At 67.6% G+C, this 23,648-nt stretch carries 25 protein-coding genes; 13 read left to right on the forward strand and 12 right to left on the reverse strand.

The window, feature by feature from the left end; genetic code table 11:
• The first annotated feature begins 1 nt into the window (after position 1).
• Together AC07Z7_RS15065 and AC07Z7_RS15070 are read left to right on the forward strand one after the other, a co-directional pair.
• Complete coding sequence (locus tag AC07Z7_RS15065) at positions 2-409, forward strand: OsmC family protein (protein ID WP_494766724.1); 408 nt, start codon at positions 2-4, stop codon at positions 407-409.
• Positions 406-1,323, forward strand: coding sequence for a pirin family protein (locus tag AC07Z7_RS15070; RefSeq protein ID WP_494766725.1), 918 nt, complete (start codon positions 406-408; stop codon positions 1,321-1,323). Before AC07Z7_RS15065 ends, AC07Z7_RS15070 begins: the two co-directional genes overlap by 4 nt.
• Positions 1,324-1,355: 32 nt before the next feature.
• On the opposite strand, the gene AC07Z7_RS15075 is transcribed toward AC07Z7_RS15070, so the two are convergent.
• Positions 1,356-3,770, reverse strand: coding sequence for a putative bifunctional diguanylate cyclase/phosphodiesterase (locus tag AC07Z7_RS15075; RefSeq protein WP_494766726.1), 2,415 nt, complete (start codon positions 3,768-3,770; stop codon positions 1,356-1,358).
• Positions 3,771-3,939: 169 nt separating this feature from the next.
• Here AC07Z7_RS15075 and AC07Z7_RS15080 point away from each other — a divergent pair, with 169 nt between their 5' ends.
• Positions 3,940-4,728, forward strand: a complete 789-nt coding sequence (locus AC07Z7_RS15080) for a substrate-binding periplasmic protein (RefSeq protein WP_494766727.1) — start codon at positions 3,940-3,942, stop codon at positions 4,726-4,728.
• A gap of 77 nt (positions 4,729-4,805) precedes the next feature.
• On the opposite strand, the gene AC07Z7_RS15085 is transcribed toward AC07Z7_RS15080, so the two are convergent.
• The 4 genes from AC07Z7_RS15085 to AC07Z7_RS15100 form a co-directional block, all read right to left on the reverse strand.
• Entirely contained in the window at positions 4,806-5,555 is a 750-nt protein-coding gene (locus AC07Z7_RS15085; RefSeq protein WP_494766728.1) for a sulfurtransferase, read from the reverse strand.
• An 84-nt stretch (positions 5,556-5,639) separates the two neighbouring features.
• The gene (locus tag AC07Z7_RS15090; RefSeq protein ID WP_094290746.1) at positions 5,640-6,494 is read right to left on the reverse strand and encodes a MinD/ParA family protein; all 855 of its coding nucleotides are present in this window, start codon (positions 6,492-6,494) and stop codon (positions 5,640-5,642) included.
• A 10-nt stretch (positions 6,495-6,504) separates the two neighbouring features.
• The gene (locus tag AC07Z7_RS15095) at positions 6,505-7,278 is read right to left on the reverse strand and encodes a GGDEF domain-containing protein (RefSeq protein ID WP_094290703.1); all 774 of its coding nucleotides are present in this window, start codon (positions 7,276-7,278) and stop codon (positions 6,505-6,507) included.
• Positions 7,279-7,381: 103 nt separating this feature from the next.
• A complete protein-coding gene (locus tag AC07Z7_RS15100; RefSeq protein ID WP_494766729.1) occupies positions 7,382-9,070 on the reverse strand; it encodes a SulP family inorganic anion transporter in 1,689 nt (562 codons plus the stop codon).
• A gap of 165 nt (positions 9,071-9,235) precedes the next feature.
• On the opposite strand from AC07Z7_RS15100, the gene AC07Z7_RS15105 reads away from it, so the two are divergent.
• The 4 genes from AC07Z7_RS15105 (at position 9,236) to AC07Z7_RS15120 (ending at position 12,268) form a co-directional block, all read left to right on the forward strand.
• Positions 9,236-9,730 carry a BON domain-containing protein gene (locus tag AC07Z7_RS15105; protein ID WP_494766730.1) on the forward strand — a complete coding sequence of 165 codons (495 nt, stop codon included), beginning with the start codon at positions 9,236-9,238 and terminating at the stop codon, positions 9,728-9,730.
• Between the two features lie 68 nt (positions 9,731-9,798).
• Positions 9,799-11,037, forward strand: a complete 1,239-nt coding sequence (locus AC07Z7_RS15110; RefSeq protein WP_494766754.1) for a PLP-dependent transferase — start codon at positions 9,799-9,801, stop codon at positions 11,035-11,037.
• A gap of 92 nt (positions 11,038-11,129) precedes the next feature.
• The gene (locus AC07Z7_RS15115) at positions 11,130-12,002 is read left to right on the forward strand and encodes a DUF2189 domain-containing protein (protein WP_252660142.1); all 873 of its coding nucleotides are present in this window, start codon (positions 11,130-11,132) and stop codon (positions 12,000-12,002) included.
• A 77-nt stretch (positions 12,003-12,079) separates the two neighbouring features.
• Entirely contained in the window at positions 12,080-12,268 is a 189-nt protein-coding gene (locus tag AC07Z7_RS15120) for a hypothetical protein (RefSeq protein ID WP_094290706.1), read from the forward strand.
• Between the two features lie 30 nt (positions 12,269-12,298).
• Here the strand turns inward: AC07Z7_RS15120 and AC07Z7_RS15125 are convergent, their stop codons facing one another.
• Positions 12,299-12,973: an arylesterase gene (locus AC07Z7_RS15125; protein ID WP_494766731.1), complete on the reverse strand. Its 675-nt coding sequence runs from the start codon at positions 12,971-12,973 to the stop codon at positions 12,299-12,301.
• 15 nt (positions 12,974-12,988) lie between these two features.
• On the opposite strand from AC07Z7_RS15125, the gene AC07Z7_RS15130 reads away from it, so the two are divergent.
• From AC07Z7_RS15130 to AC07Z7_RS15145, 4 genes are all read left to right on the forward strand, one after another.
• Positions 12,989-13,702: an ABC transporter ATP-binding protein gene (locus tag AC07Z7_RS15130; protein WP_494766732.1), complete on the forward strand. Its 714-nt coding sequence runs from the start codon at positions 12,989-12,991 to the stop codon at positions 13,700-13,702.
• 111 nt (positions 13,703-13,813) lie between these two features.
• On the forward strand, positions 13,814-14,560 hold the full coding sequence (gene rlmB / locus AC07Z7_RS15135) for a 23S rRNA (guanosine(2251)-2'-O)-methyltransferase RlmB (protein ID WP_494766733.1): 747 nt from the start codon (positions 13,814-13,816) through the stop codon (positions 14,558-14,560).
• Positions 14,561-14,571: 11 nt separating this feature from the next.
• Positions 14,572-15,297 (forward strand): SIR2 family NAD-dependent protein deacylase, encoded by a 726-nt coding sequence (locus AC07Z7_RS15140; RefSeq protein WP_494766734.1) that lies wholly within the window; start codon positions 14,572-14,574, stop codon positions 15,295-15,297.
• Positions 15,298-15,458: 161 nt separating this feature from the next.
• The gene (locus AC07Z7_RS15145) at positions 15,459-16,625 is read left to right on the forward strand and encodes an ABC transporter substrate-binding protein (protein WP_094290749.1); all 1,167 of its coding nucleotides are present in this window, start codon (positions 15,459-15,461) and stop codon (positions 16,623-16,625) included.
• A gap of 43 nt (positions 16,626-16,668) precedes the next feature.
• Here AC07Z7_RS15145 and AC07Z7_RS15150 read toward each other — a convergent pair whose 3' ends face one another.
• The 3 genes from AC07Z7_RS15150 to AC07Z7_RS15160 form a co-directional block, all read right to left on the reverse strand.
• On the reverse strand, positions 16,669-17,649 hold the full coding sequence (locus AC07Z7_RS15150) for a hypothetical protein (protein WP_494766735.1): 981 nt from the start codon (positions 17,647-17,649) through the stop codon (positions 16,669-16,671).
• A gap of 62 nt (positions 17,650-17,711) precedes the next feature.
• Positions 17,712-18,308: a chromate transporter gene (locus tag AC07Z7_RS15155; RefSeq protein WP_494766736.1), complete on the reverse strand. Its 597-nt coding sequence runs from the start codon at positions 18,306-18,308 to the stop codon at positions 17,712-17,714.
• Positions 18,305-18,913 (reverse strand): chromate transporter, encoded by a 609-nt coding sequence (locus tag AC07Z7_RS15160; protein ID WP_494766737.1) that lies wholly within the window; start codon positions 18,911-18,913, stop codon positions 18,305-18,307. Before AC07Z7_RS15160 ends, AC07Z7_RS15155 begins: the two co-directional genes overlap by 4 nt.
• Before the next feature lie 343 nt (positions 18,914-19,256).
• Here AC07Z7_RS15160 and AC07Z7_RS15165 point away from each other — a divergent pair, with 343 nt between their 5' ends.
• Complete coding sequence (locus AC07Z7_RS15165) at positions 19,257-20,102, forward strand: fumarylacetoacetate hydrolase family protein (protein ID WP_494766738.1); 846 nt, start codon at positions 19,257-19,259, stop codon at positions 20,100-20,102.
• Positions 20,103-20,142: 40 nt separating this feature from the next.
• Here AC07Z7_RS15165 and AC07Z7_RS15170 read toward each other — a convergent pair whose 3' ends face one another.
• The 3 genes from AC07Z7_RS15170 to AC07Z7_RS15180 form a co-directional block, all read right to left on the reverse strand.
• Entirely contained in the window at positions 20,143-20,430 is a 288-nt protein-coding gene (locus AC07Z7_RS15170; RefSeq protein WP_094290715.1) for a 7(1) septoil knot domain-containing protein, read from the reverse strand.
• 216 nt (positions 20,431-20,646) lie between these two features.
• Complete coding sequence (locus AC07Z7_RS15175) at positions 20,647-21,273, reverse strand: hypothetical protein (RefSeq protein WP_494766739.1); 627 nt, start codon at positions 21,271-21,273, stop codon at positions 20,647-20,649.
• Positions 21,274-21,372: 99 nt separating this feature from the next.
• Positions 21,373-22,413 (reverse strand): aldo/keto reductase, encoded by a 1,041-nt coding sequence (locus AC07Z7_RS15180; protein WP_494766740.1) that lies wholly within the window; start codon positions 22,411-22,413, stop codon positions 21,373-21,375.
• A gap of 167 nt (positions 22,414-22,580) precedes the next feature.
• On the opposite strand from AC07Z7_RS15180, the gene AC07Z7_RS15185 reads away from it, so the two are divergent.
• The gene (locus AC07Z7_RS15185; RefSeq protein WP_494766741.1) at positions 22,581-23,483 is read left to right on the forward strand and encodes a LysR family transcriptional regulator; all 903 of its coding nucleotides are present in this window, start codon (positions 22,581-22,583) and stop codon (positions 23,481-23,483) included.
• Positions 23,484-23,648: the final 165 nt, after the last annotated feature.

Consider the following 23,648-nt stretch of genomic DNA (forward strand, 5'->3'; position numbering starts at 1 on the left):
CATGGCAGTTGAATTGCGGCGCGTCCCCGGCGCGCCCATGGCCCAGACCGTGCACATCCGCGCGCACGAACTCATGGCCGATGGCAGTGTGGAGGAGGGCGGCACCGACAGCGGCCCCAGCCCGCACGATCTGTATGACGCTGCACTGGGGGCCTGCAAGGCGCTCACGGTGTTGTGGTACGCACGCCGCAAGGGCCTGCCGGTAGACGATGTGCAGACCGTGGTCGAGCGCGATGCCTCGGCCGAGCGCACGGGCGTTTACCGCCTCGCGACCCGGTTGCAGGTCAGCGGCGACCTCACCGATGCCCAGATCGCCGAACTGGAAACCGTGGCGCAGAAATGCCCCGTGCACAAGCTGATGACCACGGTGACCACCGAGATCAGCACTGCGGTGGAGCGTGCAGCATGAGCGAATCGCCCACCTTCCTGCCCCTCAAGGGCCATGCCAAGGACCTGGGCGGTGGCTTTACCGTGCGCCGCTTGCTGCCCGCAGTGCAGCGGAAGGCCGTGGGGCCCTTCCTGTTCTTCGACCACTTCGGTCCGGTGACGGTTTTGCCGGGCGACAGCCACGATGTGCGGCCCCATCCGCACATTGGCTTGGCAACGGTGTCCTACCTGTTCTCTGGCGCCATCATGCACCGCGACAGCCTGGGCTGCGTGCAGCAGATCGAGCCCGGCGCCATCAACTGGATGACAGCGGGTCGGGGCATCGTGCATTCCGAGCGGCGCCCAGAAAGCCTGGCAAACCAGTCCTATGTGAACCACGGTATCCAGCTGTGGACGGCGCTGCCGGTGGCGCATGAAGAGGCGGCCCCGTCTTTTGTGCACACACCTGCTGCCGACATTCCCGAGGTGCATGTGGCCGATGCAGGTGGTGCCGCAGGCGCCACGGTGCGCGTGCTCATCGGTACGGCCTTCGGCCAGACCTCGCCGGTGGCCACCTTGTCGCCCACGCTGTACCTGGATGTGCAACTGTCCGCAGGTGCCGCGCTGGAGATCCCGGCGCTGGCGCAGGAAATGGCGGTCTACACGGTAGACCAGCCAGTCCAGCTCAACGGCCAGCCGCTGGATGCGCAGCTGCTGGGCGTGGTCGAGACCGGGCAGGGCATGCATCTCGCGGCCCCGGCCGATGCGGCGGCCCGGCTCATGGTGATTGGCGGCGATGCGCTGGATGGCCCGCGCCACATGTGGTGGAACTTTGTGTCCAGCCGCAAGGAGCGGATCGTGCAGGCGGCGCAAGACTGGGAGGCCCAACGGTTTGACCCGGTGCCGGGCGAGACGGAGTTCATTCCGCTGCCGCCCCAGCGCTTCAAGGCGGACTGAAACCGCCTGCGGCCAGCAGCGCCTTTCAGGCTTCAGGCCTTGACCGTGCCGCACCCCTGCCGGAGCAGGGGGATCAGCTCCGCCTCAGGCACGGGGCGGCTGAAGTGGTAGCCCTGCCCCTGGTCGCAGCCCAGGCCCTGGAGGATCTGTACATGGCGCGCTTCCTCCACCCCTTCGGCCACGATGGCAAACCCCAGGCTCTGGCCCATGCGCACCACGGCCGTGACGATGGTCACGTCCTGCGCGCTGCGGTGCAGGTCGCGGATGAAGGCCTGGTCGATCTTGAGCGTGTCCACCGGCAGGTTCTTCAGGTACGACAGGGATGAGTACCCGGTGCCGAAATCGTCGATGGCAATGCCGTAGCCCAGCTCCTTGATGGCAATGAACTTGCCGGTCACGTCCTCCAGCCCGCTGATCAGCGCGCTTTCGGTCACTTCAAGCTGGATCAGGCGGGGGATGTCGCGGTCTTCGGCTGCGATGGCGCGCAGGGCCTGCAGCAGGCGCGGGCTGCGGAACTGCGCTGCCGCCACGTTCACCGCCACGGGCACTTCCGTGCCCAGCATGTCGCGCCAGCGCCGTGCGGCGGCGATAGCTTCGCGCAGCACCCAGTCGCCGATGTCGATGATGAGGCCGCTTTCCTCCGCAATGGGGATGAAGCTGGCCGGCGGGATGCGGCCGAGCTGCTGGCTTTCCCAGCGCAGCAAGGCTTCCACACCCGCCACCCGGCCGGTCGCCAGATCCACCTTGGGCTGGTAGGCCAGCCAGAACTCGCTCTGGGCCAGCGCGGTGCGCAGTCCGTTCTCCATGCTCAGCCGCCGCGACGACTCCTGCAGCTGCCGGTCGTCAAAGACACAGTAGGTGTTGCGCCCGAGCTTCTTGGCTGCATACATGCCCATGTCCGCGCGGCTCACGAGTTCGGCCGGGGTGCTGCCGTGGTCCGGGAAGAAGCTGATGCCCACGGAGGGCGTGACATGCAGCTGGTAGCCCTCCAGGGTGAACGGGCGGCGGATTTGGTTCATCAGCTCCTGCGCCAGCGCAATGGCCTGCTCGTCGCTGTCCAGCTGTGGCAGCACCACCAGAAACTCGTCGCCACCATGGCGCGTGACCCAGGCCGGGGGCATCACGGTGGCCTGCAGGCGCAACGCCAGCTGGCGCAGCAGCAGGTCGCCCACCTGGTGGCCCAGGGTGTCGTTGATGTCCTTGAAGTTGTCCAGGTCGATGAACAGCAGGGCCAGGCGGCCCTGCGCCGCCCGCGCGCGGGCCAGGTCCTGTGGCAGGTCGCGCGCCAGCTTGGAGCGGTTGCCCAGGCCGGTGAGCGGGTCGTGGAAGGCCTGGAAGACGATCTGCCGCTCTTTGTCGATTTCTTCGGAGATGTCGCGTAGCACCAGCAGCAGCACCACGTCCCCCGGGTTGTGCAGGGGCACGGCGTTGAGTTCGGCCACAAAGGCCCGTGCGTGTGCCGGGGCAATGCGCAACTCGCCACGCACGCGCTGCGGCTTGCCGGACTGGCGGGCCTGTTCCAGCCATTCGCCGCGCGGCTCGCCCGTGGCCTCGTCCAGCAGCCTCAGCAGGTTGTGCCACGGCTGCCCTTGCAGGGCGGGCTCGGCCATGCCCAGCAGGCGCGCCGCCGCCCCGTTGGCATAGGCCACTTCGCCCGCACTGTTGAGGGCCAGCACACCGTCGCTGAGCGCGCCCAGCGTGGCCTCGATCTCCTGCACGCGCGCTCGCAGCGCGTGTTCGGCCTGCAGGCGCAGCCCGGCTTCGGTGGCACGTTCGGTGTGGAAGCGGTTGAGGGCATCCACCAGCGCGTCCAGCTCGTCGGGCTGTGCGCCGCTGGTTCGGCGCTGCAGGCGGATGCGGTCCTGGTGGTCCAGCGGGTTCAGTCCGGTGACGGCCCGCGCCAGGGCCGACAGGTGACGCATGATGAGCCAGCGCACGATGACCACCAGCATGGCGGCAATGCTCGCGATCTGGAGCAATTGGGCGATGGCGATGCGCCAGGCGGTTTCAGCCTGCTGGGCGCGCAGCGCAGCGTAGGACTCGTACACGCGGATCTCGCCCAGCGGGGGCTGGCCAGCGCCGGGGTGGGTCGGATCCGCGATGGGGGCGGTCCAGGTGGTGTCGATGGGTGGTACCTCGCCAGGTCGCGAGACCGTCATCAGCGTGCGCTCGCCGTCCAGGATGTCGGCGCGCACGATGGCGCCTTCGCCCACCATGCCGCTGAGCAGGGCGCGCAGGCTGGCGTTGTTGAAGTTCCAGAGGCTTTCGCTGAGCGCGGGCAGGTTTTGCTGCACGCTGCGCTGGGCCTGCTCATGGGCCCGTTGCAGCAGCAGGGCCCTTTCTTGCCAGACAGTGACCCCGGTGATGGCGGCAAACGCCACCAGGCTGGCCACAACCACCCAGGCGAGGGTTTTGGCGGTCAGCGAAGAAGGTTTGAAAAAACGCATGGGGCCGTGGGCTGGGGGTACCTGCGCCATGACTGCACGGCCGGGTTGTCAGAGGGGCAAGCAATGATCTTGCCAGCGGGGTTGGGCCATTATGTCGGCGCCTCGACATTGACACAACGCACACAGCTGGTTAGGTTGTTTTCCTCTGTGGTCAAAAAAGGAGCACGCCATGCGACGCCATCTTTGCCTTTTGTGGGGCTTGCTGCTGGCGTGTGCGGGGGGCGCCAGTGCGCAGGCCGAAACGCTGCGCATCTCCACCGGCGAGCTGCCGCCCTATGCCAGCTCGGCGCGGAAGGACCAAGGGATGTCCCTGCACATCGTGCGGCAGGCGTTTGCCAGGGCCGGGGTGCAGGTGGAATATGTGTTTTTGCCCTGGACGCGCGCCCTGATCGAGACGCGCGACGGCAAGTGGGATGCCACTGCCGCCTGGGGCCGCAATGCCGAGCGCGACAAGGGGTTTCTGGTCAGCGACAACGTGCTGACCGAGCAGTGGCAGATCCTCTACCGCAGTGACCGGAACTTCACCTGGAGCAGTCTGCAGGACCTGGCGGGCCTGCGCATTGGCGTGGTGGCCGACTACAGCTACACCCCCGCGTTCTGGCGCATGGTCAAGGACGGCACCCTGCGCGCAGACGTGGCGCCCGACGACGTGAGCAACCTCAACAAGCTGCTGGCAGGCCGTGTGGACGTGGTGCCGCTGGACCGCAACGTGGCCTGTGATCTGCTCGGCGCCAAGTTCACGGGCGAGCAGGCGCGCCGCGTGCGGGCGCATCCCAAGTTGTTTGTGCCCGACTTCACAACCCACCTGATGATGAGCGAGAAGCTGCCCGCCAGCGCCAAGCGCATGGAGGCCTTCAACCGGGGGCTGAAAGCGCTGCGCCAGTCGGGGGAGTACAGCAAGATCCTGCAGCAGCAGCCCTGCGCCGCCGATCTGGCGCAGGCGCTGCAGGGTGGCTGAAGAAACAGGTCAGAATTTCAAGAAAAAATGGCCGCTACCGCGCGATGGGTATGCCTTTTTAGCTATTGATTTGATAGCTATTTGCTGTCTGCCGCACGCAGGTCCGTGGCCAGCACGGCGCGCTCGTCAAACACAAAACAGCCGCCGTGGTAGTGCGCGCCGTCGGTCAGCTCAAAGTACTTCAGGATGCCGCCTTCCAGCTGGTAGACATGGTGCAGGCCTTCCTCGCGCATCAAGATGGCCGCCTTTTCGCAGCGGATGCCACCGGTGCAGAAGCTCACCACGGTCTTGTCCTGCAACTCGGCCTTGTGGGCGCGCAAAGCGGGCGGAAATTCGGTGAACTTGTCGATGCGCCAGTCAATGGCGTTGTCGAAGGTGCCAGCGTCCACCTCGAAGGCGTTGCGGGTGTCGAGCGTGACCACCTCGCGGCCTTCGTCGTCATGCCCCTGGTCCAGCCAGCGGCGCAAGGTGGCTGGGTCCACGGCTGGCGCACGGCCCTCGGCGGGGCGGATGGTGGGGTGGTCCATGCGGATGATCTCGCGCTTGACCTTGACCAGCATCTTGCGAAACGGCACCGCGGCCGACCAGCTCTCCTTGGGCTCCAGATCCGCAAAACGGGCATCGGTGCGCAGCTGCCCGACAAACCCCCGCACCGCATCGGCCGGGCCTGCCAGAAAGAAGTTGATGCCTTCCTCGGCCAGCAGGATGGTGCCCTTGAGCTGCGCGGCCACTGCGCGCTCGTGCAGCACCTCGCGCAGCGCGGCGGCGTCGGGCAGCGGCACAAACTTGTAGCAGGAGATGTTGAGGACGGTGTGGGTGGTGTTCACGGCAGTAAAAATGCACAAAGGCCCGCTGGCGGGCCTGTGGGTCAGGTTGGCACAGTGGCCAAGGCGCGCCCTGGCATGTGCCAGTCAGGCTGCAGGTGACAGCAGCGTGGTTTCTATCTTGTTGGCCAGCTGGGCAATGGCCAGCGCTGCCGGGCAACCAGGGGTTTGCAGCAGCAGCAGCTGGCGTCGCATCACGGCATCGCGCACCGAGGGGTCGGCCGGGATGTCGCCCATGTGGAGCAGACGCATGGGGCGGCCGGACTCGGTGCTCACAAAGCGATCCAGCACCTGCTGCAGCTGGCTGGTGATGGCGCGGCCATCGCCCGGGCGCGCCGCCTGGTTGATGACCATGCGCACATGCTGGCGCTTTTGCTGCATGGCCAGCACCTTGATGGCAGCGTAGGCGTCGGTGAGCGAGGTGGGTTCGGGCGTGGCCACGATCAGCACCTCAGAGGCCAGCGACACCGAGAACAGCACCACATCGGAGATGCCCGCGCCGGTGTCCAGCAGCACCACGTCGTAGCGCGGCGTGAGCGCCTGGATCACGCTCAAAAACTGGTTGCGCACCTCGGGTGTGAGGCGCGAATACTCCACCATGCCAGAGCCCGCCAGCAGCACGTCAAAACCGCCCGGGGCGGCGATCACGGCGTCGTCCAGCGCGGCCTTGCCTGTGAACACATCGTGCAATGTGATCTTGGGGTGCAGGTTCAGCACCACGTCGAGGTTGGCCAGGCCCAGGTCGGCGTCCAGCACCAGCACACGCTGGCCCCGGCGGGTGAGGGCGGCTGCCAGGTTGGCGGAAACAAAGGTCTTGCCCACGCCGCCTTTGCCGCTGGTGACCGCAATGATGCGGGCGCCATCCGGGGCGGGGGCCGAGGGGGTGGTGGCGCCTGCAGGGGTTGCAGGCGTGGTGGGTTGAGGGGTCAGCGCGTCGCTCATCATCTAACTTTCAGTAGGCGCTGCCTGTGGGGTTGGGGTCCAGCGGAGGCAGGTCGCCCCAACCCGAGGGGGTGTAGAGCGGGCCAAACAACAGGCTTTTTTCCTCGGCACTGACGGTGCTGTCGGGTTGCTCCTCAATGCTGACGCGGTTGCGTCCGGCCGATTTGGCCTGGTAGAGCTGGTGGTCGGCCCGGTCGGTCCAGAGCAGGGTGGTCGAGCGGATCCACTGCATGGCAAAGGCGCCCCCGATACTCACCGTCACGTTCAGCTCCACCCCGGGCGAGATGCGGATGGGGGTGTTGGCCACGGCCCGGCGGATGCGTTCGGCGACCACGCGGCCAAACGCGGCCTGGCAGGCGGGCAGCACCACGGCAAACTCCTCGCCGCCGTAGCGCGCCAGGGTGTCCATAGGGCGCACACAGGCGCTGAGCGTGCGGGCCACCGACTGCAGCACCACATCGCCCGCCAGGTGGCCATGTGTGTCGTTCACTTTCTTGAAGTGGTCGATGTCGAGCATGAGCAGCAGGGCGGCTTCGCCCGAGCGCGTCACGCGGTCGATCTCGCGCTCCAGCACCGCGCGGAAATGCCGGCGGTTGGCCAAGCCGGTGAGGGGGTCTTTGAGGGACAGTTCGCACAGGCCATCGATCAGGCCTTGCAAGTAGCGCGAAGGGGCTTCGCGGTGCAACGCTGCTTCACTGCCGCCGGCCTGAGCCACCAGCGCGTGAGCAGTATCCAGGCGAAGTTCGCGCAGATCTACCAGATGAGAGGCCGCAGAATCAGACACAAATCGAGCAAAGAGAGTTTGCGCAGTGTACCAGCGCAGGGGTTATCCCAGTGCCTGTCCGGAGTGTAGGTTAAACCCGCGCAGGGGCTTGTCTGGCGCCGTTCTACACCCGGGGCGTGGGTTCGGGCAGATGCTGCATGGCCATCAGCATGTCGGCGTCGGTGCGGTACATGGCCAGCCCGGCACGGGGCTCCAGCAGGCCCGCCTGCCGCAACACCTGCTCGGCGGGTAGCTTGAGGCCGCTCAGGTGCAGGGTTCCGCCCCGGGATTGCATCAGCGCCAGCAACTGCGCGAAGGTTTCCACCCCGGTCACGTCGATGCGGTTGATGGGCTGGGCCAGCAGGCACAGGTGCACCACGTCAGGGTGCTGGGCCAGGTGCTCGGCCACCCGCCGCTCCAGTGCGCTGGCCGAGGCAAAGTCGAGTTCGGCATCCATTCGCAGCGCCAGCAGGCGGGGGGCTAGGGGAGGCAGGTGCCACAGGTGGCGGTCGCGCAGGCTGCCATCGGGGTGCAGGCCCACTTCAATGATGCGCGGGTGCAGCCGCTGGTACAGAAAGTGGCTCAGGTTCATCAGCAGCCCCACCAGCACGCCCCAGTACATGCGCGGCGCCGTGGCCAGCGTCAGGGCGAAGGTGATGCCGCCGATCACGGCCTCGACCCGCGACACCCGCCACAGCCGCAGCATCGTGCCGGGCTTGATGAGGCTGGTCACGGCCGTGACCACCACTGCTGCCAGCACCGACTGCGGCACGTGGTACAGCGCAGGCGTGAGCCACAGCAGCACGACCAGCACCAGGCTGAGCGCAAACAACGTGGCCCAGCCGCTTTTGGCGCCGGCATACAGGTTGATGGCCGAGCGCGAGAACGATGCGCTGGTGGCAAAGCTGCCACACAGGCCGCTGCTGATCTTGGCCAGGCCCTGGCCGATCAGGTCCTGGTTTTCGTTCCATTGCTCGCCCGAGCGTTGGCTCTCAACCTTGGCGCTGGAGGCGGTCTCCAGAAAACTCACCAGTGTGACCACCAGCACTGGCATCACCAGGGCCGAAAAGCTGGACCAGGGCAGGGCGCCCGGCCAGTACGGGGCGGGCAGGCCCGATGGCAGGGTGCCCACCACCGCGCCACCGGCATCGGCATACCCCAGGGCCCAGCTCAGTGCCCCGGCAGCCCCCACCACCACGATGGCGGCCGGAAAGTTGGGCCGCCAGCGGCGTGCCAGCATCAGCAGTGCCAGGCTGCCCAGACCGAAGGCAGCGGCCGTCATGTCGAACAGGCCGGGCGAGGGCGTGGTCAGCAGGGTGCTCCATTCTGCGGCCCTGAGGCCGGTGAGCGCACCCAGCTGCGAGCCCAGGATCAGCAGCGCCGCCGCCTGCGTGAAACCATTGAGCACCGGCGAGGTGACCAGGTTGAGCAGCCAGCCAAAACGCGCCAGCCCCATCACCAGCTGCAGCAGGCCCGAGAGCATGGCCATCCACGCCGCCATGGCCACCCACTGGGCACTGCCGGGCTCGGCCAGACCCGTGAGCGATGCGCCAATCAGCAGGCTGGTGAGTGCTGTAGGCCCCACGCCCAGCCGGGTGGAGGCGCTGAACAACACGGCGATCAGCGCAGGGATCAGCGAGGCGTAGATGCCCGTGACCAGCGGCATGCCCGCCAGCGCGGCATAGGCCACGCCCTGGGGCACCAGCATCAGGCCCACGGTCATGCCGGCCCAGAACTCGCCCTTGAGCAGGTGGCGGTCGGGGCGGGGCCAGGTGAGAAACGGAAACCAGCGGGTCAGCGACGGCGAAATCATGGCCCGATTGTCGCGTGCCAAGGCGGGGGTGATGCCTTTGGCATGGGCAACGGCCCGGCAGAGCCGCCCGGCACCGTCCTACAGGCAGTTCGGCCCTGTCCGACCCGCAGGCCCTGGGGGGCTGCCTACAGTGGGGCCCATGTTCCAACCTGAAGGAGTCACGACATGAACACCTCGACAAAAACCAGCTTCCACCCCGCCCACCGCGTAGCCAGCCTGCTGGCCGTGAGCGCCCTGGCCCTGGGGCTGGCGGCCTGCGGCAAGACCGAAGAGCCCACGGTGGGCCAGCGGCTCGACTCCGCTGTCGAGAAGACCGAGCAGGCCGCTGCAGATGCCCGCGCCAAGGCCGAAGCGGCCATGCAGAGTGCGGAAACCAAGATGGAAAAGAGCGCTGCCAGCGCCGAAGCGACAGCCAAGCAGGCCGCCGATACCGCCAAGGGGGCGATTGATGACGCCACCATCACCGCCCAGGTGAGTGCGGGCCTGGCCAAGGACCCCGACCTCAGTGCCGTCAAGATCAATGTGGACACCGTGAACGGCAAGGTCACGCTGAACGGCCCCGCCCCATCCACCGTGGCCCGTGACCGCGCAGAGAGCATTGCCAAGGCGGTCAGCGGCGTGACCTCGGTGAACAACCAGCTGGTGGTAAGCGCCAGCTAAACCCGCGGCAATCCGCTGCAGCTCGCATGCACCGCGCCGCCCAGGCTGGCTCTGGGCGGCGCGCTACCATGGTCGGCATGAAAGACCATGACACCGATCTCGCCACCCGCATCGTCCACCACGGCTACCTGCCCCCCGCCGGTTTTGAAGCCCCCCAGCCCGGGGTCTACAAGGCGTCCACCGTCATCTTCCCCAGCGTCGCAGCCATGCGCTCGCGCGAATGGAAAGACAAGAGTGGCTACACCTACGGCCTGCATGGCACACCCACCACCTTCATTCTGGAAGAGCGCCTGTGCACGCTGGAGGGCGGTTTGCAGTGCGTGCTGGTGCCCAGCGGCCTGGCCGCCATCGCCAACGTGGGGCTGGCCCTGCTCAAGCCCGGCGACGAGGTGCTGATTCCGGACAACGCCTACGGCCCCGGCAAGGATTTCGCCAACGGCGAGCTGGCCCGTTTTGGCATCACCCATGTGTTCTATGACCCGCTGGACCCGGCGGACCTGGCCGCCCGCATCACTCCCGCCACACGGCTGGTGTGGCTGGAGGCCCCGGGCTCGGTGAGCATGGAGTTCCCCGATCTGTGCGAGCAGGTGCGCATCTGCCGCGCACGCGGCGTGACCACGGCGCTGGACAACACCTGGGGCGCAGGTCTGGCGTTTGCACCGTTTGACCTGACGGGCGACGGCAGCCTGGGCGTGGACATCTCGGCCCATGCCCTCACCAAGTACCCCAGCGGCGGCGGCGATGTGCTCATGGGCAGCGTCATCACGCGCGACCTGGGGCTGCACATGAAGATCAAGCTGACCCACATGCGGCTGGGCCTGGGCGTGGGGGTGAACGATGTTGAGGCCGTGCTGCGCGCGCTGCCCAGCATCGGCCTGCGCTACCGCGCCCATGACGAAGCCGCCCGTGCGCTGGCGCGCTGGCTGCAGCAGCAGCCAGCCATTGCGCAGGTGCTGCACCCCGCGCTGGAAGGCGCCCCCGGCCATGCGCAGTGGAAGGCGCTGTGTGGCGCGGCCCACGGCGGGCAGGGCGCGGCGGCGGGTTTGTTCAGCGTGATGATCGATGCGCGCTACACGCAGCAGCAGGTGGACGCGTTCTGCGACGGCCTGCGTCTGTTCAAGCTGGGCTACAGCTGGGGCGGCCCCATGAGCCTGGTTGTGCCCTACACCATCGGCAGCATGCGCAGCCGTCCTCCGCAGCACCTGAAGTCGGGCACGCTGGTGCGTTTTTCCATCGGGCTCGAAGCGGTGGAAGACCTGCGGCGCGATCTGCAGCAGGCCATGGAACGGGCCTTGCCCGCCGCCTGAACGGCATTGGCACCGCAGCCGGCGGTCGATGCAGCCCGGGATACGGGCTTTCCTCAGTGGCGCGGCCGAACGGGCGGGCTTAGTGTGGCGGCATGAACGCGACATCCTCCAAGCCCGCGCCAGACGCACTCAACGCGCCAGATCCCTCGGAATCCCAGCAGGCCGAGGCCATCGCCAACCGCGTGAAAGCCCAGACGGCCCAGCCTGTCGAGCTGCAAGCTCTGGGCCTGGCCGATCCCTTCCGGTGGTTGCTGCAGGGCCTGGGCGATGTGCGCGCCGCACCGGGAATTGCGCTGTTCTATGGCCTGTGTTTCTGGGGCATGGCCGTGGTGCTGGGCTGGGTGTTCCGCACGCGGCCTGAATACACCATGTCCATGGCCAGCGGCTGCTTGCTGCTGGGGCCGTTTCTGGCCATGGGGCTGTATGACACCAGCCGCCGGCGCGAGGCCGGGCTGAAGCCGCAACTCAGCGAATCGCTCACCTGCTGGGACAGCCACATGAGCAGCATGGGCATGCTGGTGCTGGTGCTCGTGGTGCTGGAGTTGCTCTGGGGCCGTGCATCGCTGGTGGTGTTTGCAGTGTTCTTCAACACCGGCATGCCGTCCACCACCGGTGTGCTGCAGGCGGTGTTCAACCCGCAGAACTGGAGTTTTGTGGCCGTATATGCCGTGGTGGGCGGGGTATTCGCCGCGCTGGTGTTTTCCACCTCGGTGGTGTCCATCCCCATGATCCTGGACCGCGACACCGATGCCCTGACCGCAGGCATCACCAGCATGCGGGTGGTGTTGGAGAACCCGCTGGTCATGCTGCTGTGGGGCGCGCTCATCACCACCATCGTGGCGGCATCGCTGTGGTTCTGGGGCGTGGGGCTGCTGCTGGCGGGCCCGGTGCTGGGCTTTGCGAGCTGGCATGCCTACCGCGCATCGGTTGCACGGGTCACGCCGCCACCGCCTGCTGCGGCGTGATGCTTCGAGCAGGTTCTTGGAGTCGGTTCCAAGGAGCATGCTGTTACAGTGGGCCTCTACTTCAGGAAGCAATTACCTTGGCAACACCTAACTACGGATACGAAAAGCGCCAGCGCGAACTCGCCAAAAAACAGAAAAAAGAAGAGAAGCTGAGGGCCAAGGCGCACCGCAGACCGGATGAGCCGCACGGGGACCAGCCCGCTGACGACCAGCCTGCGGGTGATGCTGCCACCCCCGGCCAGCCCGGGGGCCCCGCCAGCGCCTGACAGCCTGGAGCTGCCTGGGGCTGTTTATCTTCAGCGCAGCAGCTTTTTCAGTTCCGGCCACACATTGGCCAGCATCTGCGGATGTGCCTCGGCGCGCGGATGGATGCGGTCAGGCTGGAACAGGCGGGTTGGGTCCGGCCCATCCGCCACCCCTTTCAGCAGAAAGGGCACCACGGCCGCCTTCTGGGTCTGCGCCACGGTGGCAAACAAACCCGCAAACTTGTTCGCGTAGTCGGTGCCATAGTTGGGCGGCACCTGCATGCCCACCAGCAAGACCTTGGCGCCTGCTTTTTGCGCGGCCTGGGTCATCCAGGTCAGATTTTCTTCGGTGTTCTTGAGCGGCAGGCCGCGCAGGGCATCGTTGCCGCCCAGCTCAATGACCACATGCGTGGGCTTGTGCTGGGCCAGCAGCGCCGCCAGGCGCGAGCGGCCGCCCGAGGTGGTCTCGCCGCTCACGCTGGCGTTGACCACGGTGACATTCATCTTGTCCTGCGCCAGTTGTTTCTCCAGCAGTGCCACCCAGCCGGTGCCGCGCGCCAGGCCGTATTCGGCGCTGAGCGAGTCGCCCAGCACCAGCAGCAAGGGCGCGCGTGCGGGCTGTGTCGGGGCCTTGGCCTGGGCGAGGACGACCGGGGCGCAAAGCCCCACCAGCGCGCCGGTGGCTGCGCTCACGATAAAGTGGCGCCGACGTAGGTATCGAATCAAAGCAAAAATCCTTTCATGTCCGAATCCTCCCCACTGCCGCAGACACCGTCCGCAACCCCCATCATCGCCGTGGAGCATGTCTTCAAGTCGGTGACCGATTCCACCGGGACCCTCGACATTCTGCGGGATATCGATTTCCGCCTGGCCGCGAGGGAAACCGCCGCCATCGTGGGCGCCTCGGGCTCGGGCAAAAGCACGCTGCTGTCCATCATCGCGGGGCTCGATACCCCCACGCGCGGCACAGTGCGGCTGGACGGCCATGACCTGTTTGCCATCGACGAAGACGAGCGCGCCGCGCTGCGCGCGCAGAAGGTGGGTTTTGTGTTTCAGAGCTTCCAGCTCATGGGCAACCTCACGGCGCTGGAGAACGTGATGCTGCCGCTGGAGCTGTCCAATCGCCCCGAGGTCCGAAAAAACGCGCGCAAGGCCGCCACCGAGATGCTGGCCCGCGTGGGCCTGGGTCAGCGCCTGTCGCACTACCCCAAGGTGCTGTCGGGCGGCGAACAGCAGCGCGTGGCGCTGGCGCGGGCCTTTGTGGTGCAGCCCGCCGTGCTGCTGGCCGACGAGCCCACGGGCAGCCTGGACTTTGCAACCGGCGAGACCATCATGCGGCTCATGTTCGAGCTGAACCGCGAGCAGGGCACCACCCTGGTCCTTGACACCCACGACCGGGCCATCGCCGCGCAATGTGAACATCGCATCACCATCGACGCAGGGCGTGTTGTTTAAGGCAAAAAATTTGAGCTTTTTGTGCCTCTGCCGCGCGATGGTATTGCCTTGATAGCTATTAAATTCATAGTGTGAAGCGGGGTGGCCCCGTGGCCAGCGGATAATCCCCGCATGTCCAGCCCCAAAGTTCTCTTCGGCTTTCACGCCGTGGGCGTGCGTCTGAAGACCGCGCCACAGTCCATCATCGAGATTTACTACGAAGCCACGCGTCGCGATGCGCGCATGCGCCAGTTTCTCGACCGCGCCCGCGAGGCCGGTGCTCGCCTCATCGAAGCCGACAGCGTGCGCATTGCCAAGCTGGCAGGCAGCCACGGCCACCAGGGCGTGGCCGCGCGGGTGGAGTCTGTGAAGGTTGCCACCTCGCTGGATGAGCTGCTGGAGGACCTGGAAGCCGCAGGCATCGAGCAGCCCCTGCTGCTGGTGCTGGATGGCGTGACCGACCCCCACAACCTGGGCGCCTGCCTGCGGGTGGCCGATGGCGCGGGCGCGCATGCCGTCATCGCCCCCAAGGACCACGCCGTGGGCATCAACGCCACCGTGGCCAAGGTGGCCAGCGGCGCGGCTGAGACCATGCCGTACTTCATGGTCACCAACCTCTCGCGCACCCTGAACGAACTCAAGGAGCGCAACATCTGGTGCATCGGCACCAGCGACGATGCACCCAAGACCATCTATCAGGTCGATCTGAAAGGCCCCGTGGCCCTGGTGCTGGGCGCCGAGGGCGACGGCATGCGCCAGCTCACGCGCAAGACCTGCGACGAACTGGTCAGCATCCCCATGAAGGGCGCGGTGGAAAGCCTGAACGTGTCGGTGGCCAGCGGCGTGTGCCTCTACGAAGCCCTGCGCCAGAGGACCTGACCCGCGCAGCCATGCTGGAGACAGTTCAAGGCTGGGTACACGAAGCACAACACATCGCCGTGCTCACCGGCGCAGGCGTGAGTGCCGAATCGGGCGTGCCCACCTTCCGCGACGCGCAGACCGGCTACTGGGCGCAGTTCCGCCCCGAAGACATGGCGACCGAAGCCGGCTTCCGCGCCCACCCCCAGCGCGTGTGGGACTGGTACCAGTACCGGCGCGACCTGCTGGCCGACGTGGAGCCCAACGCCGGGCACCATGCACTGGCCCGCTTTGCGCAGCAGCACCCGGGCAGGCTCACCCTCATCACCCAGAACGTGGACGGCCTGCATCAGCGTGCGGGCAACACCGGTGTGTTGTGCCTGCACGGCGACATCTTTAGCAACCGTTGGCTCGACACCCCCCGCCCGTGCTGCCATCTCGACCATGCCGTGGCCGGGCATCCGCCCCATTGCGACCGCTGCGGCAACCTAGTGCGGCCCGGCGTGGTGTGGTTTGGCGAGGCCTTGCCCTGGGCCACGCTCCAAGCCGCCGAGGACGCGGCCCGGCAGTGCGACCTGATGCTGGTGGTGGGCACGGCCGGTGCGGTCTACCCCGCAGCGGGACTGGCACACCAGGCGCGGGCTGCGGGGGCGCATGTGGTGGTGCTGAACCCCGCGCCCAGCGCGCTGGACGACACGGCACACGCGCTGCTGCGCGGCACTGCCGCCACTTTGTTGCCCCCACTGCTGGGCTGCTGACGCCACAGTCCAGGCCCCCGGGCAGCCACGCGTGCTGCATCGGCTCGGTGAAAACCCCCGGTTTCGGGCCCCCAGGCCGGCTTTTGTCGCGCAGCGGACAGTGGGTGCGCGCGGTGGCCGGTAGCCTGCGCCACTTTTATCCATTCAGCCCCCGCACCACCATGAGCCGTCGTCAATTTCTGCTGCGCGCCACCCAGGCTGTCGCTGCCACCGGTCTGCCCGCCTGGGCCCACCACGCCCTGGCCGCTGAAGAGGCGCTGACCGCCCGCTCCATCACCCTGGGCTGCTCGATTGCGCTCACCGGCCCGCTGGGCCAGGCCGGCATCGAACAGCTCGCGGGCATGAAGGCTGCGTTTGCCGAAGTGAACGCCGCGGGCGGCGTGCATGGCCGCGAAATCCGTGTGGATGCCAAGGACGACGGCTACGTGGCCGCGCGCACGCTCAAGAACGTGACCGAGATGGTCGAGGCGCAGTCCATGTTTGCGCTGATCTCGCCGCTGGGCACGGCCAACACCGCGTCCATCCTGCCGCTCGTCGAGTCCAAGGGCATCCCCACTGTGGGCCCCGTGACGGGTGCCACCTCGCTGCGCGCACCCGGCAACAAGCATGTGTTCTTCCTGCGCCCCACCTACCGCGAGGAAACCCAGCGCCTGGTCAAGCAGATAGTGGACATGGGCCTCAAGCGCATTGCCGTGGTGTACCTGGACAACCCCTTCGGCAAGGAAGTGCTCAAGGACATGTCTGCGGCGCTCGATGAGATCAAGGTCGAGCGCGGCGGCGAATTTGCGCTGGCCGTGGACGGCAAGAACGGCGCCGAGCTGGCCGACAAGGTGGCTGCCGAGCGCCCCGGTGCCGTGCTGCTGGCCACCACGGGCACGGCCAACACGGCCTTTGTGCAGGCCTTCCGCGCCAAGGCCCAGGGCGTGCCGCTGGCGGGCCTGTCGGTGACGGTGATCTCGTCCGAGCTGCCCAAGCTGGCCGCATCCACGCGCGGCCTGGCACTGGTGCAGGTGTTTCCCGACGCCAACTCGCAAAAGTCGGTGGTGGTGCGCAAGTTCCAGAGCACCATGAAAGCCACCGGTGGCGACGCCGCCTACCTCAACAGCGGCAGTGCGCTCGAAGGCTGGCTCAACGCCCAGATCATGATCGAGGGCCTGAAAAACGCAGGCAAGGAACCCACCCGCGAGCGCCTGCGCGCAGGCCTGGCCAGCATCCGCGCGTTGTCGTTTGGCGACTTTAACGTGGGCTTTGGCAACAAGGCGCCCTACATCGGTTCGGACGCGATCTATCTGGCCGTGTATGCAGAGAACGGGCGGCGGATCAGCTGAGCAGGCTTGGTGGTGATGCCGCGCTGGGGCCGCCCAGGCGGCGTCAGGCCAGGGGGCGGGCGGGCTCCAGCGCCCCGCTGAGCCGGTCGTGCAGTTCCACCACAGGCAGCACCGCCATGTGCTGGGCGCCGCTGCCCACCGTTGCAAGCCAGTGACAGGCGGCGTATTGTGCGGCGCGTTGCTCGTAGTGCTGCACCCATGCTTGGCGCTGGGGTAGCCGCTCTGGTTCCACGGGCCAGACGCCGGGCCGTGGGCGCATGTGCTGGTCGATGCCCATGCGCCAGGGTTTGCCCGTCAGACGAGCCCTGAAACAGCGCTGGTTGGTGCACATCCGCACATACAGAGGGTCTGCACCAACGGCAGAGAAAAATGCCTGCGCTTCGGCGCTCAGCGGGTCCACCGGCCCCTGGGTGGCCAGCAGGCGCAGCCCCGCAGGCGTGCGGTACACCCGCACGGCCCAATGGGGATGTTGCTGGACAAAGGCCTGCAGCCCGGCCATGGCCTGTGCCTGCGGGCCGCCCTGCAGGGCGTGGGCCAGGCGCTGCAGCAGCTTGGCCAGGGGCGATGTGAACAGCAGCAGGGCCAGGATGCCCACCGCAAAACCCCAGCCGCCCAGCACCCACCGCGCCGGCAGCAGCACGGCCACCACCAGCAGGGCCGCCGCCACGGTGTGCAGCTTCCAGCTTGCACCGGTGGCGAAATCCACATCCGCAAAGAGCACGTCGGGCGTGTTCAGACAGTGCGCGCCATAGGTGTTGCGTGTGATCACGGTGTCGCCATGGCGCTCCAGCACTTCCTCGCGGATGGGGACACCTTCTGCCCCGTTGTAGGCCACCTTGCGCTCGCGGCGGGGTGTTGCATGGTCTTGCAGTACCTGTGCCAGCGCGGCATCCGCTCGGGCGTCGGCCATGGCCTGCGCTTCGGCCTCGCTGGTGTCTGACCAGCCCCAGCGCTGGACGGTGACCTTCTTGCGGCCCAGGCCGTGCTGGCGGCGCGCTTCTGCCCAATGGTTGGCAACGATCATGTGTGGTTCCCTCCGGGCCGCAATCTACACCGGCTGCGGCGGGGTGGCACGGCGCCACCGCATCACACCCAGCCGATCGCCCCCAATACCGCCCCCGCGCCCAGCATCCACAGCAGATGCAGCTTGGTGCGCCACACCAGCAGCACGGTGGCGCCGCTCAGCAGCCACAGGGGCCAGGCCTCGGCGGGGCCGCCGTGGGCGCGCGCCAGCACCCACGAGGTGGCCAGCAGCAGGCCGATCACCACGGGCGCCATGCCTTGCTTGAAGGCGCGCACGCCCCGGCGTTCGCGGTTGCGGTGGCCCCAGCGCGTGGCCAGCCAGGTGAGCAGGCTGCTGGGCAGCATCACGCCCAGCATGCACACCGCCATGCCCAGTGCGCCCAGCAGCCAGCCCGCCACGCCGGGGCCACCCGCGTTGATGCCCACGTTCCAGCCCAGCAGGGCGATGAAGAGCACGTTGGGGCCGGGGGCGGCCTGGGCGATGGCGATGGAGGCGTTGAACTGCGGGTCGGTAAGCCAGGCCTGGCGTTCGACGAGAAAGCGGTGCATGTCGGGCGCGGTGGCAATGGCGCCGCCCACGGCCAGCAGCGACAGCGACATGTAGTACAGGAACAGGTTCAGCCAGTCCATCGGGCCGAGGGTGAGGGCGAGGCTGTTCATGGTGCGAGCTTCCTCCAGGTCAGCACGCAGGCCGCGCCGCCAATCACCGGCAGGATCCACCAGAGCGGCCAGCGCAGCACCACCATGGCCACGATGGTCAGCGCCAGGAAGGCCACGCACAGCGGGCGGCCCAGCGGGTGGCTTTTGATGGAGCTGAACAGCTTGATGGCCACCCCGGCGATCAGCCCGGCCGCCACCGCGCCCATGCCGCGCAGCGCACCGGCCACGGCCGGGTGGCTGGCGAACTGCGCATAGACCACGGCCAGCGCCAGCACCAGGATCAGCGGAAAGGTCAGCATGCCCGCCAGCGCCGCGAACGCGCCGCGCAGGCCAAAGTAGCGGTCACCGATCATGATGCTGAGGTTGACCACGTTGGGGCCCGGCATGATCTGCGCCACGGCCCAGTCCTCGACGAACTCCTCGTTCGTCATCCAGCGTTTTTTCTCGACCAGCTCGCGCTGCACCACGGCCAGCACGCCGCCAAAACCCTGCAGGGCCAGCCAGGTGAAGGACCAGAACAGATCGGCCGGATTGCGCGGCTGGGGCCGGGGAGGGGGCTCGGGGGAGGCGGGGGGCGCGGAGGTCAGATTGGCAGCAGGGGCCATGATGAATAGTGCAAAAAATGGCCATTACCGCGCGTCTGTATTGCGGTAATAGCTATCAAATCAGGAGTTTTTGGTGGGGCGGCCTTGGGTGGTGCGCCCCGTGCGCCATGTTACGCGTGCTGCGCGGCGGGCGAGGGCTGCGGGTGGGGCGCTGGCGTCGCGTTGTGGCAAGGCAGGGGCGGTGATTTGCGTCTGCACGGGGGATGGCACGCGGCTATGCTGCGCGCTGGGCGCAGCGGGCAGCGCACGGCACCTGTCCATTCTTTGCCGGGCACTTGGTACCTGAGGCCTGCGCAGCCCCTCCATCGATCACCCACAAGACCATCCAGAAGGACTCCCCGCCATGAAACTCCTCCGCTACGGCCAGCCCGGCGCCGAACGCCCCGGCCTGCTGGACGCCACCGGCACGCTGCGCGACCTGTCCATGCTGCTGCCCGACATCGGCCCCGCCCAGCTCAGCCCGCGCACCCTGTCTGCCCTGGCCGCCATCGACGCCAGCCGCCTGCCGCCTGTCTACGGCACACCGCGCCTGGGCAGCCCGGTGGGGGGCGTGGGCAAGATCGTGTGTGTGGGGCTGAACTACGCCGACCACGCGCGCGAGGCCGGTCTGCAACCCCCCGCCGAGCCCGTGCTGTTCATGAAGGCCGTGACGGCGCTGAGCGGCCCCCACGACGATGTGCGCATCCCCGCCGGCGCGGTCAAGACCGACTGGGAGGTGGAGCTGGGCATCGTCATCGGCACCCGCGCGCGCAACGTGGCCAAGGCGCAGGCGCTGGAGCATGTGGCGGGCTATGTGCTGGCCAACGATGTGTCCGAACGCGCCTGGCAGATGGAGCGCGGCGGCCAGTGGGACAAAGGCAAGAGCCACGACACCTTCGCCCCCATCGGCCCCTGGCTGGTGACGTCCGACGAGGTGGGCGACCCGCACGCCATCGATCTGTGGCTGGAGGTGAACGGCCGCCGCGTGCAGAACGGCAGCACCCGCAACTTCATTTTTGATGTGCCCACGGTGGTGTCGTACATCAGCGAGTTCATGACGCTGGAACCCGGCGACCTGATTCTGACCGGCACCCCTGCCGGCGTGGGTCTGGGCCAGAAGCCCGCTCCCTGGTTCCTGAAGCCTGGCGATGTGATGCGCCTGGGCGCGACCGGCCTGGGCGAGCAGGTGCAAAAGTGTGTAGGGGGTTGAGCTGACCTGAGCTTGTCGCCCAGGTCGACAGCTTGCCCGGTTACTTGCCCAGCTTGCCGATCAGCAAGTGGTCCTTGGTGTTCCAGCCCGCTTCCTCAGGCGTGGCCACCTTGAAGAGCTTGAGATCCGCCAGGCTGGCGTGCTTGACGCGGAAGATCTTGAAGCTGGCCTGGTTCGCATAGGCCACCATAAACCAGATCGCGTCGCCGCTGGCCTGTGCGGGGTAGTGCACTTCGTGCCAGCACAGGTCGGCCTGGCTCTTGTGGGCCACCTCGCACACGCGGGCATCGGCCTGGTGCTCGTACTTCACTTCCAGGATCTTGGCCATGGGCGTCCTTTGCTGGGGTTCTGGGGAATCCTGTGGTCTGCCGGTTTTGCAAACCCTGCAGTCGCAGTATCCAGGCTTGGCCCGCACGGTGGGAAGCTGACCGTACGGTGCGCTGGGGATTTGAACAAAAAACCCCGCTTGCGCGCTATGGTCATGGGTTGATAGCTACCGTTTTCGCAGCGTTGCGGAGTTTGGCCCGCAGCCCGACGAGCGCCATCAGTCTTCCACCTGCAGTGACTCCACCCACACCAGCTCGCAGGCGCTGGCGCCCGAATCGGTCCGGGTGAGCGAACTGGTCCAGCGCCAGCCGCTCGCATGGCTCACCTCCACCAGCTTGCCGGTAATGTGCACAAACTGGCCCTTGCGGACCTTCGCCAGGGCGCGCTCCACCGTGGCGTCCGCCGCAATCATGTGCATGTTGGCAGACGACTCGATGATCTCCTGCAACGGGATGGGCGGCTGGTCGCGCCAGGAATAGCGGTACCAGCGGCCGCCCTGGGAGACGTTGAGCGGCCCGTACACCGCCGGGTCGGCCATGCGCTGCCAGCCCAGTGCCAGGTCGGTGCGCGACAGGTCCGCCTCCCTGCCCAGCACATAGTCCTCGCGCGACAGCACCCGCGCCCGCACGGCAAAGTTCGCCAGCGGCTTGATCTCGTACCCCTGCCGCACAAACGGCGCATCGCGCGTGGCCGTCTGCACGGGGGTGTCGGCAAACGGCTGCTGTTGTGTGGTGCCCACCGGGCTGCGCAGCCGCTGATCGGCCCGGTGAACCCGCAGCTTCTCTATGGCAAAAAACGCGATCAGCAGCGCGATGGCGATCTTGACGACGGTGGAGAGGCTCATGGTGCGGCAGGCCGGGCAGAAGGGCGTGGTGGCACCGGATTGTGCGCAGAAGCGGTGGGTGCGCCAATCCGTTGCCGAAGGCGCACCCTGAATGCGCCCTCAGGCCGTGGCAGAGGCCTCGATGCCCACCCAGCCCGCCTCCGTGTAGCGGGCACCGGCCACCCGGCCCGGGGCGAACAGGGCGTCCAGCGCATCCATCACCTCGGCGGGCAGTGTGGCCTGGGCTGCTGCCAGGTTCTGTTGCAGGTGCTGGCTGCGCCGGGTGCCGGGGATGGGCAGCACATGGGGGTGCCGGTGGAGCATCCAGGCCAGCGCCAGCGTGGTCACCGGCAGGCCTGCGGATTGCGCCAGCTGCGCCAGGCCTTGCTGCAGGCTGCGGTTGGCCTGGCCCTCGGCGCCATTGAAGCGCGGAAGCGCCCGCCGGAAGTCGTCGGGGGCCAACGCATCCACCACGGGAGGCTGGTCGGTCAGGAAGGCCCGGCCCAGCGGGCTGTAGGCCACAAATGCAATGCCGAGCGCCTGGGCGGTGGGCAGCACAGCCTGTTCGGCGCCACGCTCCCACAGCGAATATTCGCTTTGCACGGCCGCCACCGGGTGCAGCGCATGGGCGGCGCGCAGGCTCTCTGAACTCACCTCCGACAGGCCCACGGCGGCAATCTTGCCGGCGCGCACCAGGTCTCCCAGGGTGCCCATCAGCTCTTCGAGCGGCACGGCCGGGTCGCGGCGGTGGCAGTAGTACAGGTCGATGCGCTCCACCCCCAGGCGCTGCAGCGAGGCATCGCAAGCCTGGCGGATGTAGTCGGGCGAGTTGTCAATGCGCCGCTCGTAGCGGCCAGGCTCGCGCACGATGCCGAACTTGGTGGCCACCGTGACCTGCGTGCGCTGGCTGGGGGAGAGTTCACGCAGAAAGCGGCCCAGCAGGGATTCGTTGTGGCCAAACCCATAGGCGTCGGCCGTGTCGAAATGGTTCACGCCCAGGCCATGCGCCATGTGCAGCGTGGCCAGCGATTGCGCATCGTCGGTCTGCCCGTAGAACTCGCTCATGCCCATGCAGCCCAGCCCAAGGGGGTGGACCTGGCGCTGCCCCAGCGGGCGCGGCAGTGGAGGGATGTTGTTCGAGGAATTGTTTGGTTCAGCCATATGGTTCCTTTGGGTAGTGGCAGGTGCCTGAGGCAAAGAAGTGAATGTTCTGCCTTTGAGCACCCTCCCGCAAGCGCTTCTGGTCTGAATGCACTGTCCGGCCAGGCCGCACAATGGCCGCGCCATGCCGCCCTTTGCGGGCCGGTGGGTGTGGAACAATCCACCCCATGCCTGCACCCCCTGACCTCCAGCACCTGCGCGCCTTCATGGCCGTGGCCGAGTGGCGCAGCTTTCGGCGCGCGGCCCGGGCGCTGAGCCTGTCGCCGTCGTCGGTAAGTCAGGCCGTGCGCACGCTGGAAGAGCGGCTGGGCGTGCCCCTGCTGCAGCGCAGCACGCGCAGCGTGGCCATGACCCAGGCGGGCACCCAGCTGCGGGCCCAGCTCACGCCGGTGATGCAGGGGCTGGACGGCGCGCTGGCCGAAGCGGCCCAGTGGGGCCAGGAGGTGCGTGGGCACTTGCGGCTCAATGTGCCGCGCAGCGCCGCCGACCTGCTGCTCGGCCCTTTGCTGGGCGGCTTCTTGAAGGCCCACCCCGGCGTGGCGCTGGAGGTGTGCACCCAGGACGGGCTGGTGGACATCGTGCGCGAGGGCTTCGATGCGGGCATCCGCTTCCCCGAAGCCCTGCCGCAGGACATGGTGGCCGTGCCCATCGGGCCGCAGCAGCGGTTTGCCGTGGTGGCCGCCCCCACATTGGCCACCGCCCTGGGCGTGCCCGAAACCCCGCAAGACCTGCTGCAGCGGCCTTGTGTGCGCCAGCGCTTCCCCAGCGGGGCGCTGTACCGCTGGCAATTTGTGCCCCCGGGTGAGGGCGCCCAGGCCTTTGACCTGGCCGTTGAAGGCCCGCTCACCGTGGACGACCAGCGCCTGGCCCTGCGCGCCGCACTGGGGGGCGCAGGCTGGGCCTACGTGTACGAAGCCATGGCCCAGCCCCACCTGCGCGCGGGCCACCTGGTCCAGGCCCTGGCCGACTGGTGCCCGGCCGAGCCTGGCTTCGCGCTGTACTACCCCGGGCGCAAGCAGGTCAGCCCGGCACTGCGCGCCTTGATTGGATGGCTGCGGGGGCAGGGGTAGGGGCGGCGCTGGCACAGCCGGGTGGTTTGTACCGAAGGGACGGTTCTCAGGTCGATGCAGCGTTTTGTCAAAAATGATAGCTGCTTGCGCATGATGGAAGCGCGCAAAGGGCTGTTTTTTATCCAATTTTTGAGCAGCGCAGGCGTGGGGTGGCCAGTTATGTTT

It is taken from the genome of Acidovorax sp. GW101-11A03, from assembly GCF_059424825.1.